Source organism: Pseudomonas sp. A, from assembly GCF_056270345.1.
In genome coordinates, this window is the sequence record NZ_CM149873.1 from 4,733,956 (window position 1) to 4,748,552 (window position 14,597).

Below are 14,597 nucleotides of genomic sequence, written 5' to 3' on the forward strand. Positions count from 1 at the left end.
CCCTTAGTAAGTCCGGACTTTTGGTTCGAAGGCAGGAACTGTCTTCGGCGCAAAGTTGACGCCACGCTTGGCAACGCGCTTCTCACCCGGGTAGTACAGGGTGTGGCACAGCCAGTTCTCGTCGTCACGGTCTTCGAAGTCTTCACGGGCGTGCGCGCCGCGGGACTCTTTACGGGCTTCAGCGGCAATGGCGGTCGCTTCGGCGACTTCCAGCAGGTTCTGCAGCTCCAGCGCTTCGATACGCGCGGTGTTGAAGGCCTGGGACTTGTCGTTGATCTTGACGTTGGCGATGCGGTCACGCAGGCCAGCCAGCTGCTCGATACCCTTCTGCATGTATTCGCCGGTACGGAATACACCGAAGTAGTTCTGCATGCAGCTCTGCAGTTCGCGCTTCAGGCTTGCCACGTCTTCACCGCTGGTACGCTCATTGAGCTTGTTCAGGCGGTTCAGGGCAACATCGACGTCGGTGTCGCTGGCATCGCGGTACTCGACGCCTTCGGTCAGCGCCTTTTCCAGGTGCAGGCCGGCGGCACGGCCGAACACCACCAGGTCGAGCAGCGAGTTGCCGCCCAGGCGGTTGGCGCCATGGACCGATACGCACGCCACTTCACCGACCGCGAACAGGCCCGGAATGATGTGGTCCTTGCCTTCGGCGTCCATGGTGATGGCCTGGCCATGAATGTTGGTGGCAACGCCGCCCATCATGTAGTGGCAGGTCGGAACGACCGGGACCGGCGCGACCACAGGGTCGACGTGGGCGAAGGTCTTGGACAGCTCGCAGATACCTGGCAGGCGGCTGTGCAGCACTTCCTCGCCCAGGTGATCCAGCTTCAGCAGCACGTGGTCCTTGTTCGGGCCCACGCCGTTGCCGGCGATGATCTCTTTGACCATGGAACGGGCAACCACGTCGCGGCCAGCCAGGTCTTTCGCGTTCGGCGCATAACGCTCCATGAAGCGCTCGCCGTGGGCGTTGATCAGGTAGCCACCTTCACCACGGCAACCTTCGGTTACCAGTACACCGGCGCCGGCGATGCCGGTCGGGTGGAACTGCCACATCTCGATGTCCTGCACCGGTACACCGGCACGCAGCGCCATGCCGATACCGTCGCCGGTATTGATCAGGGCGTTGGTGGTGGAGGCGTAGATACGGCCCGCACCGCCAGTCGCCAGCACGGTGGCCTTGGACTTGATGTACATGGTTTCGCCGGTTTCGATGCAGATCGCGATCACACCGACGAAGGCGCCGTCCTGGTTCTTCACCAGGTCGACGGCGTAGTACTCGTTGAGGAAGGTGGTGCCTGCCTTCAGGTTGCCCTGGTACAGGGTGTGCAGCAGCGCGTGACCGGTACGGTCGGAAGCGGCGCAGGTACGGGCGGCCTGGCCACCTTTACCGAAGTCCTTGGACTGGCCACCGAACGGACGCTGATAGATGCGACCGGTCTCGGTACGCGAGAACGGCAGACCCATGTGGTCCAGCTCGAAGACCGCGGCCGGGCCTTCCTGACACATGTACTCGATCGCGTCCTGGTCACCGATGTAGTCGGAACCCTTGACGGTGTCGTACATGTGCCAGCGCCAGTCGTCATTCGGGTCGGCCGAAGCGATGGCGCAGGTGATGCCGCCCTGGGCGGAAACGGTGTGCGAACGAGTCGGGAACACCTTGGTGACTACGGCAGTCTTGTGGCCGCCTTGAGCCAGCTGCAGCGCTGCGCGCATGCCAGCGCCGCCGCCACCGATAATGATGGCGTCGAAGGAAATCGTAGGAATGTTAGCCATGAATCAGATACCCCAGAGAATCTGCACACCCCAGACGAAGTAAGCGAACATCGCTACGCCGCATACCGCCTGGAACAGGAAACGAATCGCAGTCGCCGACTTGCCGAACGCCATCGGCGTCAGGTAGTCGGTGGCAATGGTCCACATGCCGACCCAGGCGTGGGCGCCCAGGGCAACGAGGGCCAGCAGACTGAAGATGCGCATCGCGTTGTTGGTGAACAGAGCGTGCCACTGGGCGTAGTCGATGCCCGGGTGGGCGGCGAGGTAGCCGATCAGGAAGATGAAGTAAGCCGCGAGAACGACCGCCGAGACGCGCTGCGCCATCCAGTCGTAGAGGCCCGAACGCGACAGGTTCGTGACGTTAGTTACCATACCCAAACTCCTGCCAGAACGATCAGCACCACGGAGATGACGATCACGATTTTCGAGCCCAGCTTGCCGCCTTCCAGCGTCTCACCGATGCCCATGTCCATGATCAGGTGGCGCACACCTGCCACGAGGTGATACAGCAGGCCGGACAGCAGGCCCCAGGTCACCAGTTTGGCCAGCGGACTGGTCAGACACGCCTTCACCTCGGCAAAGCCTTCCTCGCTACCCAGCGACTTGCCCAGTGCGTAAAGCATGATGGCAAGGCCGAGGAACAGGATGACGCCGGAGATACGGTGAAGAATGGACGTGTACGCGGTGATCGGGAGTTTGATGGTCCTTAGGTCTAGGTTTACAGGTCGTTGGCTTTTCACGGCTTTTTTCACACTGAAGAGCCCCTAGCTAACAGGGCAAAGTTGTTGGTAAGTGTACTGGTCAGGTACCCACCACCCAGGAGAGCGACGACACCCAGCAGGGCGGGCTTGAAAGCCCCTGGGAGTCGGCTGCCGAGTATAGACAGTTAGGCTGCTTATGACAACGTGAGGGGCTCGCCCAAATAGCGCATTGCCTTTAGTGAACAAAAGGCGTAAACGGGCGAGAATTTCGTGAAAAACCAGGCTTCAAGGGGCGTTTCAACCAGCCTTTAGGCAAATTGACATTCGAATTTATCCCTCTATAGTGGTGCGGGCCCTGCGTGGGGGGTCTGTCTGATGATTTCAAGCATTAATAGGAGGCCACATGGCTGACAAAAAAGCGCAGTTGATCATCGAGGGCGCTGCCCCCGTCGAGCTGCCCATTTTAACCGGCACCGTTGGTCCCGATGTTATCGACGTCCGCGGGTTGGGGGCATCCGGCCACTTCACCTTCGACCCAGGCTTCATGGCGACCGCCTCGTGCGAGTCGAAGATCACCTATATTGACGGCGACAAGGGCATCCTGCTGCACCGCGGCTACCCGATCGAACAGCTCGCCGAGCAATCGGACTACCTCGAGACCTGCTACCTGCTGCTCAACGGCGAACTGCCGAATGCCGAGCAGAAGGCCCAGTTCGTCAGCACCGTGAAGAACCACACCATGGTTCACGAACAGTTGAAGTCGTTCTTCAACGGCTTCCGCCGCGACGCCCACCCGATGGCGGTGATGTGCGGCGTGGTCGGCGCCCTGTCGGCGTTCTATCACGACTCGCTGGACATCAATAACCCGCAGCACCGCGAAATCTCCGCGGTGCGCCTGGTCGCCAAGATGCCGACCCTGGCCGCGATGGTCTACAAGTACTCCATGGGCCAGCCCATGATGTACCCGCGCAACGACCTGTCGTACGCGGAGAACTTCCTGCACATGATGTTCAACACCCCGTGCGAGATCAAACCGATCAGCCCGGTGCTGGCCAAGGCAATGGACCGGATCTTCATCCTCCACGCCGACCACGAGCAGAACGCCTCCACCTCCACCGTGCGCCTGGCGGGCTCCTCGGGCGCCAACCCGTTCGCCTGTATCGCCGCCGGCATCGCCGCACTGTGGGGCCCGGCCCACGGCGGCGCGAACGAAGCGGTACTGACCATGCTCGATGAAATCGGCGATGTCTCGAACATCGACAAGTTCATCGCCAAGGCCAAGGACAAGAACGACCCGTTCAAGCTCATGGGCTTCGGTCACCGCGTGTACAAGAACCGCGACCCGCGCGCCACCGTGATGAAGCAGACCTGCGACGAAGTCCTCAGCGAACTCGGCATCAAGAACGATCCGCAACTCGAACTGGCCATGCGCCTGGAAGAGATCGCCCTGACCGATCCGTACTTCGTCGAGCGCTCGCTGTACCCGAACGTCGACTTCTACTCGGGCATCATCCTCAAGGCCATCGGCATTCCGACCAGCATGTTCACCGTGATCTTCGCCCTGGCACGTACCGTGGGCTGGATCTCGCACTGGAAGGAAATGCTCTCCAGCCCGTACAAGATCGGCCGTCCGCGCCAGCTGTACACCGGTTACGAGCAGCGTGACATCGTTGAGCTGAAGGACCGCAAGTAAGCCTCTCGGTTGAACGCAAAAAGGCTGCCCTCGGGCAGCCTTTTTTGTTCCGGCCTATATACCCTTCCCTGTGTAGGAGCGGCCTTGTGCCGCGAAAGGGCTGCACAGCAGCCCCAAGATCTCGTGTCAGACTCAGAATCGCCGGGGCTGCTACGCAGCCCTTTCCGGCCGGTCCGACGCCTCGGCAAGGCCGCTCCTACAGGGAACAGGCCAGCCAGCCTTTAGTTCTTCTCCGCGCGCTCTTTCAACCCCTTGAGGGTATTGAACGGCGCATCGACCACGAACTTGTTGGCCACCATCGCCGGCACGCTACCACCCGGCTCGGTGTGCACCTGGTAGATCACCTCGGTGCTGTCACCCTTGGGCACCAGTTTCCAGAAACCCTGCACCTGGGCCACCCGCACGAAACCATCGGTCTCAGGCAGGTACTTGGGCTGCCCCTCGAGCTTTCGGGTCAGGCTGCCATCAGCCTCCTGGACCGTGGTCACATGCAGGATCGAATCCCGCGGCGTCACCGGCCAGGGCGTGTTGAACTGGGTGTAGGTCCAGCTCTGGTCACCTTCGCTCTTGAGCAGCTTCTGCGACTTGCACTCGTGGATCCAGGCACAGGCCCCCACCACGTCTTCCTGCAGCGCCTTGACTCTGGCCAGCGGCGCCTTGATCACGGTCACGCCGCGATAGGCCTTGTACTTCGAGCCGGCCACCTCGCTGAGGGAAACCCTGATCCCCTCCTCGTCCTTGGCCACCTGCCAGTTCTCGGCCCAGGCCGTCGGTGCCAGCAGGACGCCCATGCCACACAGCAGTGCAATACCTTTGATCGATCTCATCATCTTGTTCCTTGTTGTCGAAGATCCAACCTGTCACGCCGCCGTCATCTGCTCCAGCCACCCGATGATACGGATGGCCTCGTCACGATCGTTGCCACAGATGTCCGCTTCCGCCTTGAAGCCACCACACACCTGCGGCCGCTCGGGCCTGCCGAACAGCGCACAGAGGTTTTCGACATTCAGGTGCAGGCAGCGTTCGCCGGCCGGCTTGCCCTGCGGCATGCCAGGGATCGGCGAACTGATGGACGGGGCGATGCAGCAGGCACCGCAGCCCTCGCGGCATTTCATGACAACAGGACTCCCAGGAGCAAAACGGGACGAACGTCCCTGGATACTAACCGCTCAAACATATGTTTGAAATTGCCGGACGGATGAAATCACCCATGACCCGGCAGTCAGTTGCGGAATTCGAATTCGATGGCTGCGCCCTCCACGTCCCGCCGACTGTCGTTGCGCAGCTGCAACTGCATTTCGTTGCTGATCAGCCGGCCGTTGAGCTGGAACGGACTGCTGTCGGATTCGGGCTTGGTGGGGAACATCGAGGGCAACAGCGGCTTGCGCACCACCGGCCCGTCGCCGAGGTCCGGTTCGAGATGCTTGACCATGTCCCTGGGCAGGCTCAGGTCGATCTTCGGCTGGGGCAGCGGTTTGGCGACGGCCTTGCTGACAGCCCTGGCCTTCGGTTTGGGCTTGGGCTTGGGCTTCGCCTTGGTTACCGGTTTGGCCTGCGGTTTGGCAGGGGCCTTGCTGGACGCCTTGTTCGCCGGTTTGTGTACACCCTGTGCCTTGGCCGCCGGTTCGGCAGCCTGCACCGCACCGACCGACAGCCAGGGCAAGGCGAAACACAGGGCGATGACGAGAGGACGAAGCAGATTCATGGGTACCAGGAACGCAAGCAGTAAAGCGCGTATGCTCCCTGTTCCCGGCTCGTCTGACAAGCCTACAACAGCATGCCGTTCGATTCCCGGCACAATTGCTGGGCCAGCAACCCCAGCGTCATCACTGCACGCTCAGCCTCCCGATTCCAGGGAATGCCGCAATTGAGCCGGATACAGTGGTTGAACTGCTCGGTATTGCTGAAGATCAGCCCGGGGGCAATGCTGATGCCCTGCTCCAACGCCCGCACATGCAGTTCCTGGGTATTGACCCGCCCCGGCAGACTGACCCAGAGAATGAAGCCACCGGTGGGCCGGGTCATCTGCGTGCCTTCCGGGAAGTGCTGCTGCACCGCCAGCTGGTAGGCGCTGAGGTTCTTGCGGTATTCCTGTCGGATGTAGCGCAAATGCCGATCGTAGCCACCATTCTCCAGGTAGGCGGCCACCGCCATCTGCGTGACGCTGCACGCCGAGTGGGTAGTGAAGGTCTGCAGTCGCTGGATCTCGTCCTGATAGCGCCCGGCGATCATCCAGCCGACCCGCACTCCCGGCGACAAGGTCTTGGAGAAGCTCGAGCAGTAGATCACCCGGTCCAGCCGATCGAACGCCTTGAGCGACTTGGTGCGCCCTTGCTCGAACATCAGCTCGCCGTAGATATCATCCTCGACAATCTGGATGTCGAAATCCGAGGCCAGGCGCAGCAACTGTTTCTGCCGCTCTTCGGGAATGGTGCCACCCAGCGGGTTGCTCAACCGCGCCGTCAGCACCAGGGCCTTGATCGACCACTGGTTGGCGGCCAGTTGCAGGGCCTCCAGGCTGATGCCGGTGGAGGGATCGCTGGGGATTTCGATGACCTTGAGCCCGAGCAGGTCCGCCAGTTGCAGCAGCCCATAGTAGGTAGGCGATTCGGCGGCGATCAGGTCGCCCGGCCGGGTCAGGACCCGCAGCGACATCTGCAGGGCATCGACGCAACCATGAGTCACCACCACTTCACGGGGATCGACCAGTACACCAGCATCGCGCATGCGGATGGCGATCTGCCGGCGCAGCGGCTCGAAGCCGGGGCTGAACATGTAGCTGAAGGCACGCGGGCTATGGAAGCGCGTCACCTTGGCCAACTGCTGGTGCAGGGCGCGCACGGGCAAGTAGTCGACATGGGGCACCGCCGCGCCGAAGGGAAAGACGCCATCGCGGCGCGCCTCGACCAGTACCTGCTGGATAATGCTCGCCCGGGTGACCAGCCCGGGGCGCTCGACCCGGGCGATATCCGGGGTCTGCGCCGTCAGCGCCGGAGTCTGGTGGACATAGTAGCCCGACTGCGGCCGGGCACGGATCAGGCCCTGGTCCTCGAGATTGGCATAAGCCTGCAGCACGGTGGCGTGGCTGACATTGAGCTGGGCGCTCATCTTGCGTACCGACGGCACCCGTTCGCCCGGCTGGTAGACACCCCGGCGGATGTCATCGGCCAGTTGCTGGGCGATACGCTGGTACAGCAGCAGGTTGGTCATGGCGTGTTCTCGAAGCGCGGACGGGATCGTTGTTCTTGTGCGACTCACTGCCGAGGCAGAATACCGTAACAGTTGCGAAGTGTACTGGGACAGATCGCAGGATAGTCAACAATACAGTTGCGTGACAGAGAAACGATCGATGTTTGAGTCGGCGCGCCGACGAACGCACAGAGTGGTGACACTGCCCGCCGTTGCCGTTGCCGTTGCCGTTGCCGTTGCCGTTGCCGTTGCCGTTGCCGTTGCCGTTGCCGATCGAGAGTCTAGCGCCACACCCAGCTAGCGACAGCTGCGCCAGTCCAGGCGCCGCCCGTACCTTCGCGACTTCAGGAGGCCGAACGCAGGCCTTGCGGAGGGAGGTGACGGGCATGGATGCCCGTCAAGCGCTGGGGCCCAGGATGGGCCCTGCAGCGCGGTCCTCCCGGGAGCAAGGCCGGAGTGAGGGGACCCGGAGCGAAGCGGAGGGCCGGATGAATGGAGCGAGGATTTTTTGGTTCCTTTTTGATCCTTCAAAAAGGAACTCGCCGTAAGGGCGAAAAGGTGACTATGCGTCGACATCACAAATGAATGCACTTACAACTATTAAAACCAGCACTAGCCGACTTTGACTTTGACTTTGACTTTGACTTTGACTTTGACTTTGACTTTGACTTTGACTTTGACTTTGACTTTGACTTTGACTTTGACTTTGACTTTGACTTTGACTTTGACTTTGACTTTGACTTTTAGAGCATGAGTTTTGAAAGTTATATGCGCATTCATTTGCGATGGTGACGCAAAGTCACCTTTCCGCCCTTACGGCGGGTCCCTTTTTGAAGGATCAAAAAGGAACCAAAAAATCCTCGCTCCATTCATCCGGCCCCTACGCTTCGCTCCGGGGTCCCCTCGCTCCGTTCTTGCTCCCGGGAGGACCGCGCTGAACGCCCCATCCTGGGGCGCAGCGCTTGACGGGCATCCATGCCCGTCACCTCCCTTCGCAAGAACTCCGCTCGGCCTCCTGAAGTCGCAATTGGCGGCGCCTGAACTATTGCGCACTTAGGAGCAACAGCAAGATCAAGATCAAGATCAAGATCAAGAAATGCGAAGTGGTAGTTAGCCGACTGACTATGAATTGACTGGATGAACCCTATCGTGTGCAAGCCCGCTTCTACAAGTTATGTATAACTTCTTGCAGGAACGGGCTTGCTCGAAATCAAAACAGAATTCAACGCGCTGGCGCGAGCTTACCCTTGTCATCGGAGAAGACGATCTCGACCCGACGATTCTGCGCCCTGCCCCGCTCCGAAGCATTGGCCTCAACCGGGTACTGGTCACCATAACCCTCGACCTGGATCCGCTTCTCGTCCACGCCCAGATCAACCAGCATATCGGCCACCGACTGCGCACGATCACGGGACAGTTTCAGGTTCTCCTCCGCCGCACCGGTGCTATCGGTATAACCCTCGATCCGCACCACGCGCCGTGGATTGAGCTGAAGGAACTGCACCAGCTTCAATACAGTACGGCTGGCCGAGTTCTTCAGATCAGCCTGGCCGGTATCGAACAGCACATCGCCCAGGGTCATGACCAGACCGCGATCGGTCTGCTCCGACGCCAGCGCGACAATCTGCGCTTCGACGAACTTGCCCTGCTGCTGGACGCTGGCCAGCTTGGCCTCGCGCAGCGCCAACTGCAGGCGCTGGCGCTCCAGGTCGAGCTTGGCCAGGCGCTCCTGGTTCAACGCCAGCTTGGCATGCTCGCTGGCAATCTCGCTGTAGCGCTGACTCAGGTAGGCGTAATGACGAACATCGCTGCCGGTGCCGACATAGCCCGCCAGGCGCTCCGCGCGCGCCAACGACTCGCCGGCGCGGATCACATCGCGAGGCGCGCTACGCAGCACGTCGGAATCGTCCTTGACCTTCTGGAACGCAGCACTGGCATCGTCCAGTGCCGACTCGCTGCGCTGGCTGGCGCAGCCCTGCAGACCGACCAGGGCCAGCAAGGCCAGGGCCGCCATGGGCTTGAGAGACTTCATGGCTGCACCTCCAGTTGCTTACGCAGGCGCTTGATCCGCGACTGCATCGCCTGCAGCTGCTCCTCGCTCTTCTGGTTCAGCACCCGCGCCTCGGCCAGGCGCGCATCGAGCTCGGCCTGCTCGGCGCGCATGCGCGCATCGCGGTGGCTTTCGCCGAGCATGTTGCTCTTGGCCCGGGCCAGCTTGTCTTCGGCCAACTTGAACTCCGGCACCTGCTCATTGGCGCCGACCGCCTTGGCCTGCTCCAAGGCCTGTTCCGACAGGCGCAGTTGTTCATTGGGTGCCGGGTCGTTGGCACAGCCGACCAGGCCGAGCACGGCCAGGGCAAGCATCAAGGGTTGGATTCTCACTCACGCTTCCTACTGTTTGGGGGCACCCTGCGACGCCTGCATCTGCGCCTTCCAACGCTCGACATTGCGCTGCAGCACAGCTTCGCTCGCCCCGGAGATCGGCAATTCTGTCAGTTTTTTCGCCAGTTGTCCGCGCAACCAGCTGTCGTTGCACGCCGAGTTGTGCGAGACCGCCAGGTACAGCCCCGGACGATCCACCGGCAAACCCCGGGCGATGAGGTCGTTGCCCACGCCCAGGCTCTGCGCCATGGCCATGCCCGAGTAGCGCCCAGCCAGCACATAGTCGACCTGGCCGAGCACCAGTTTCTGGAAGGCCTGCGTCAGGTTCTGCGCCGGCTCCAGCTTGAGCTGGGTCCTGGCAAAGGCATCGAAGGCCGGGGTCAGGCGGGCCTTCTCGGACAGGGCGCCGCGGTACTGGGCAAGGTCAGCCGGGCCATCGAACACCAGGGTGGCGTCATGGCGGGTCCAGACCAGGTATTCGTTGAGCTGCAAGGCCGGATGGATGTAATCCAGACTGGTCAGCTGGGTGACCTGCATCGGCGTGTCGAGCAACAGGTCCATGCGCCCGCTGCGCACCTCCTCCAGAGCCTGCTCGCGCTTGCCGGCGTGCAGCACCTCGACCTTCACCCCAAGCTCGGCAGCCACCTGGCGCAGCAGGTCGACATTGGCGCCGATCAGATGTTTCGGGTCTTGCGGATCCTGCCAGGAGTACGGCGGCGCATCCGGGCTGCCGGTGGCCACCAGACGCTCGCACTTGCCCACCGCCAGGGCCTGCGTCGACAGCAGCGCCAGCACGCAGGCCAGCCCCCCCTTGCTCCAGCGAAACGCCATGCAACCTCTCCCCGCCCCTGAAAAAATCCATGAAAAAACCCGGACCGCCAAGGGCGGGCCGGGTTCTTTATAAGTGAAGCAGGCGGATCAGACCAGCTTTTCCAGCTCCGGAACCGCTTCGAACAGATCGGCGACCAGGCCGTAGTCGGCGACCTGGAAGATCGGCGCCTCCTCGTCCTTGTTGATTGCGACGATCACTTTCGAGTCCTTCATGCCGGCCAGGTGCTGGATCGCGCCGGAGATACCGACGGCGATGTACAGCTGTGGCGCGACGATCTTGCCGGTCTGGCCGACCTGCATGTCGTTCGGCACGAAGCCTGCGTCGACCGCGGCGCGCGAGGCGCCGACGGCGGCGCCGAGCTTGTCGGCCAGGGCGTACAGGTGCTTGAAGTTGTCACCGTTGCCCATGCCGCGACCACCGGAAACGACGATCTTGGCGGCGGTCAGCTCAGGACGGTCGGACTTGGCCAGCTCTTCGCCAACGAAGGCCGACTTGCCGGCGTCGTGGGCGGCAGCGACGGCTTCGACAGCGGCCGAACCACCTTCGGCGGCCACGGCGTCGAAGCCGGTGGTACGCACGGTGATGACCTTGACCGCAGCGCTCGATTGCACGGTGGCAATGGCGTTACCGGCATAGATCGGACGCTTGAAAGTGTCGGCGGATTCAACGGCGATGATCTCGGAGATCTGGTCGACGTCCAGCAGCGCGGCAACGCGCGGCAGGATGTTCTTGCCATTGGTGGTGGCCGGGGCCAGCACGTGGCTGTAACCCTTGGCCAGCTCGACCAGCAGCGGCGCGACGTTTTCCGGCAGGGCATGGGCGTAGGCGGCGTTATCGGCGACCAGCACCTTGGCCACGCCGGCGATCTTGGCGGCGGACTCGGCGACGCCACCGACGTTCTGGCCTGCGACCAGCACGTGGATATCACCACCGATCTTGGCGGCAGCGGCGACAGTGTTCAGGGTGGCCGGGGCTACGGCACCGTTTTCGTGTTCAGCGACAACCAGGATAGTCATTTAGATTACCTTCGCTTCGTTCTTCAGCTTCTCGACCAGTTCGGCCACCGACTTGACCTTGATACCGGCGCTGCGGGCGGCAGGCGCTTCGACCTTCAGGGTCTTGGTGGTGGAGGCGAGGGATACGCCCAGCGCGTCTGGAGTGACGGTCTCCAGCGGCTTCTTCTTGGCCTTCATGATGTTCGGCAGCGACGCGTAGCGCGGCTCGTTCAGGCGCAGGTCGGTGGTGACGATGGCTGGCAGGTTCAGCGCAACGGTCTGCAGGCCGCCGTCGATTTCACGGGTGACGTTGACCTTGTCGCCGGCAACTTCGACCTTGGAGGCAAAGGTGCCCTGGGCGTAACCGGTCAGCGCGGCCAGCATCTGGCCGGTCTGGTTGTTGTCGCTGTCGATGGCCTGCTTGCCGAGGATGACCAGCTGCGGCTGCTCCTTGTCGACAACGGCTTTCAGCGCCTTGGCCACGGCCAGGGAGTTCAGTTCGTCAGCGGCCTCGACCAGGATGGCGCGGTCGGCACCCAGGGCCAGGGCGGTACGCAGTTGCTCCTGGGCGGCGGTCGGGCCGATGGAGACGACGACGATTTCGCTCGCCACACCCTTCTCTTTCAGGCGGACGGCTTCTTCCACGGCGATTTCGCAGAAGGGGTTCATGGACATCTTGACGTTTGCAAGGTCGACGCCGGAGTTGTCCGCCTTGACGCGAACCTTGACGTTGTAGTCGACCACTCGTTTGACAGCTACAAGAACCTTCATGGATTCCTCGTTACTCTCCGGTGAAAAGAAGATCGCCTGGGGACGGCCCGGCGAATGCGCGTGGGTACAAGGGCACCTCTAAAAACGTTCCGACGCCGACAAAGTTCAGTTGACCGATCAGTCTTGTTGCGACCTTCAGGGACAAAACCCGCGGGTCATTTTGTGTCGTGGCGTGTAGACTCCACTACAAAACCTGATTCGGCCCGTAAACCCTGCTCCACGCCTGGTCTTTAGGGGTGCACCTGCGCCCGACGGTCAGCCTACGGCGAACGCGAAAGCGCTCGTATCTTGACCGTAACACCCAATCCGGTCAATACGGCAAATTGGCCAGCCTCCAGCCGCCTACCTGCGATTCTACGGGCCTCCGGCAAATTCAAACAAACGTTTGTATTGGACCCGCCAAGTGGTGTAGATATAATGCGCGGCCAAGACAAAACGGTGTAGTCCATCACCTGCGAAGCTACAGCCTCTGCACGCCGCACGTGACCGTGAACACCCATAAAAGACAAGCAACGCGATGAGCCTTGAGTAGGAGAGAACCTGTGGAACGCGAATACATGGAATTCGACGTGGTCATCGTCGGCGCAGGCCCGGCGGGCCTGTCCGCCGCCTGCCGCCTGAAGCAGAAGGCCGCCGAAGCCGGTAGCGAGATCAGCGTCTGCGTGGTCGAGAAAGGCTCCGAAGTCGGCGCCCACATCCTCTCCGGCGCGGTGTTCGAACCACGCGCCCTGAACGAACTGTTCCCCGACTGGAAAGAACTCGGCGCGCCGCTGAACACCGAAGTGAAGCGCGACGACATCTACGTGCTGAAAAGTGCCGACAGCTCGACCAAGGTCCCCGACCTGTTCGTGCCCAAGACCATGCACAACCACGGCAACTACATCATCTCCCTGGGCAACCTGTGCCGCTGGCTGGCCCAGCAGGCCGAGAACCTGGGCGTCGAGATCTACCCGGGCTTCGCCGCGCAAGAGGCACTGTTCGATGAAAACGGCGTGGTGCGTGGCATCGTCACCGGCGACCTGGGTGTCGACCGCGAAGGCCAGCCAAAAGAAGGCCTGTACACCCCGGGCATGGAGCTGCGCGCCAAGTACACCCTGTTCGCCGAAGGCTGCCGTGGCCATATCGGCAAGCAGCTGATCAAGCGCTTCGACCTGGACAACGAGTCCGACGTCCAGCACTACGGCATCGGTCTCAAGGAAATCTGGGAAATCGACCCGGCCAAGCACGAGCAGGGCCTGGTGGTGCATACCGCCGGCTGGCCGCTGGACGTGATGAGCGCCGAGAACACCGGCGGCTCCTTCCTTTATCACCTGGAAAACAACCAGGTGGTGGTCGGCCTGATCGTCGACCTGTCCTACTCCAACGCGTACCTGTCACCGTTCGACGAGTTCCAGCGCCTGAAGCACCACCCGGTGATGGCCCAGTACCTCGAAGGCGGCAAGCGCATCAGCTACGGCGCCCGCGCCATCTGCAAGGGCGGCCTGAACTCGCTGCCGAAGATGGTCTTCAATGGCGGCGCGCTGATCGGCTGCGACCTGGGCACCCTGAACTTCTCCAAGATCAAGGGCAGCCACACCGCGATGAAGTCCGGCATGCTCGCCGCCGAAGCCGTGGCCGACGCATTGATCGCCGGCAGCGAAGGCGGTGACCAGCTCAACGGCTATGTCAGCGCCTTCAAGGCCAGCTGGCTGCATGAAGAGCTGTTCGCCAGCCGCAACTTCGGCCCGGCGCTGCACAAGTTCGGCCCGTTGCTCGGTGGTGCGTTCAACTACATCGACCAGAACTGGTTCGGCGGCAAGCTGCCGTTCACCCTGCATGACACCAAGCCGGACTACGCCTGCCTCAAGCTCGCGGCGGACTCGCAGAAGATCGACTACCCGAAACCGGACGGCAAGCTCAGCTTCGACAAGCTCAGCTCGGTATTCCTCTCCAGCACCAACCATGAAGAGGAACAACCCTGCCACCTGAAGCTGACCGACCCGAACATCCCGATCGCCAGCAACCTGCCGCTGTACGACGAACCAGCACAGCGCTACTGCCCGGCCGGCGTGTACGAAGTGGTCACCCAGGAAGACGGCAACAAGCGCTTCCAGATCAACGCGCAGAACTGCGTGCACTGCAAGACCTGCGACATCAAGGATCCGGCCCAGAACATCACCTGGGTCACCCCTGAAGGCGCCGGCGGGCCGAACTACCCGAACATGTAAGCCCTGCCCTGGCGGCAAGCAAAAGCCCCCTGGTCGTGAGACCCGGGGGCT

At 62.0% G+C, this 14,597-nt stretch carries 14 protein-coding genes; 2 read left to right on the forward strand and 12 right to left on the reverse strand.

Annotation, left to right across the window (positions count from 1 at the left end; translation table 11 throughout):
• Nucleotides 1–3 precede the first annotated feature (3 nt).
• Genes sdhA through sdhC form a run of 3 tightly spaced genes read right to left on the reverse strand, consistent with a single transcriptional unit; the run spans nucleotide 4 to nucleotide 2,528 of the window.
• Entirely contained in the window at nucleotides 4–1,776 is a 1,773-nt protein-coding gene (gene sdhA, locus AC0MAZ_RS21220) for a succinate dehydrogenase flavoprotein subunit (RefSeq protein WP_023628895.1), read from the reverse strand.
• Between the two features lie 3 nt (nucleotides 1,777–1,779).
• Nucleotides 1,780–2,148 carry a succinate dehydrogenase, hydrophobic membrane anchor protein gene (gene sdhD / locus AC0MAZ_RS21225; RefSeq protein WP_023628896.1) on the reverse strand — a complete coding sequence of 123 codons (369 nt, stop codon included), beginning with the start codon at nucleotides 2,146–2,148 and terminating at the stop codon, nucleotides 1,780–1,782.
• A complete protein-coding gene (gene sdhC / locus AC0MAZ_RS21230) occupies nucleotides 2,142–2,528 on the reverse strand; it encodes a succinate dehydrogenase, cytochrome b556 subunit (RefSeq protein ID WP_011534755.1) in 387 nt (128 codons plus the stop codon). The genes sdhD and sdhC overlap by 7 nt, the downstream gene beginning before the upstream one ends.
• 352 nt (nucleotides 2,529–2,880) lie before the next feature.
• Between sdhC and gltA the strand changes: the two genes are divergently transcribed.
• Nucleotides 2,881–4,170, forward strand: a complete 1,290-nt coding sequence (gltA, locus tag AC0MAZ_RS21235) for a citrate synthase (protein WP_203651814.1) — start codon at nucleotides 2,881–2,883, stop codon at nucleotides 4,168–4,170.
• Nucleotides 4,171–4,391: 221 nt separating this feature from the next.
• On the opposite strand, the gene AC0MAZ_RS21240 is transcribed toward gltA, so the two are convergent.
• The 9 genes from AC0MAZ_RS21240 to AC0MAZ_RS21280 all read right to left on the reverse strand — a co-directional run bounded on the left by AC0MAZ_RS21240 (nucleotide 4,392) and on the right by AC0MAZ_RS21280 (nucleotide 12,339).
• Nucleotides 4,392–5,000, reverse strand: a complete 609-nt coding sequence (locus AC0MAZ_RS21240) for an START domain-containing protein (protein WP_475859072.1) — start codon at nucleotides 4,998–5,000, stop codon at nucleotides 4,392–4,394.
• 30 nt (nucleotides 5,001–5,030) lie between these two features.
• On the reverse strand, nucleotides 5,031–5,285 hold the full coding sequence (locus AC0MAZ_RS21245) for a YkgJ family cysteine cluster protein (protein WP_203651810.1): 255 nt from the start codon (nucleotides 5,283–5,285) through the stop codon (nucleotides 5,031–5,033).
• A gap of 107 nt (nucleotides 5,286–5,392) precedes the next feature.
• Complete coding sequence (locus tag AC0MAZ_RS21250; RefSeq protein WP_475859075.1) at nucleotides 5,393–5,875, reverse strand: hypothetical protein; 483 nt, start codon at nucleotides 5,873–5,875, stop codon at nucleotides 5,393–5,395.
• A gap of 62 nt (nucleotides 5,876–5,937) precedes the next feature.
• The gene (locus tag AC0MAZ_RS21255; RefSeq protein WP_475859076.1) at nucleotides 5,938–7,380 is read right to left on the reverse strand and encodes an aminotransferase-like domain-containing protein; all 1,443 of its coding nucleotides are present in this window, start codon (nucleotides 7,378–7,380) and stop codon (nucleotides 5,938–5,940) included.
• A 1,201-nt stretch (nucleotides 7,381–8,581) separates the two neighbouring features.
• Complete coding sequence (locus AC0MAZ_RS21260) at nucleotides 8,582–9,391, reverse strand: OmpA family protein (RefSeq protein WP_203651805.1); 810 nt, start codon at nucleotides 9,389–9,391, stop codon at nucleotides 8,582–8,584.
• Nucleotides 9,388–9,741, reverse strand: coding sequence for a DUF4398 domain-containing protein (locus tag AC0MAZ_RS21265; RefSeq protein ID WP_203651804.1), 354 nt, complete (start codon nucleotides 9,739–9,741; stop codon nucleotides 9,388–9,390). Before AC0MAZ_RS21265 ends, AC0MAZ_RS21260 begins: the two co-directional genes overlap by 4 nt.
• A 9-nt stretch (nucleotides 9,742–9,750) precedes the next feature.
• Nucleotides 9,751–10,572, reverse strand: a complete 822-nt coding sequence (locus AC0MAZ_RS21270; RefSeq protein ID WP_232856739.1) for a substrate-binding periplasmic protein — start codon at nucleotides 10,570–10,572, stop codon at nucleotides 9,751–9,753.
• A gap of 87 nt (nucleotides 10,573–10,659) precedes the next feature.
• Nucleotides 10,660–11,589 (reverse strand): electron transfer flavoprotein subunit alpha/FixB family protein, encoded by a 930-nt coding sequence (locus tag AC0MAZ_RS21275; RefSeq protein WP_028692906.1) that lies wholly within the window; start codon nucleotides 11,587–11,589, stop codon nucleotides 10,660–10,662.
• Nucleotides 11,590–12,339 carry an electron transfer flavoprotein subunit beta/FixA family protein gene (locus AC0MAZ_RS21280; RefSeq protein WP_102683119.1) on the reverse strand — a complete coding sequence of 250 codons (750 nt, stop codon included), beginning with the start codon at nucleotides 12,337–12,339 and terminating at the stop codon, nucleotides 11,590–11,592.
• A gap of 542 nt (nucleotides 12,340–12,881) precedes the next feature.
• On the opposite strand from AC0MAZ_RS21280, the gene AC0MAZ_RS21285 reads away from it, so the two are divergent.
• Nucleotides 12,882–14,546, forward strand: coding sequence for an electron transfer flavoprotein-ubiquinone oxidoreductase (locus tag AC0MAZ_RS21285; RefSeq protein ID WP_203651802.1), 1,665 nt, complete (start codon nucleotides 12,882–12,884; stop codon nucleotides 14,544–14,546).
• Nucleotides 14,547–14,597: the final 51 nt, after the last annotated feature.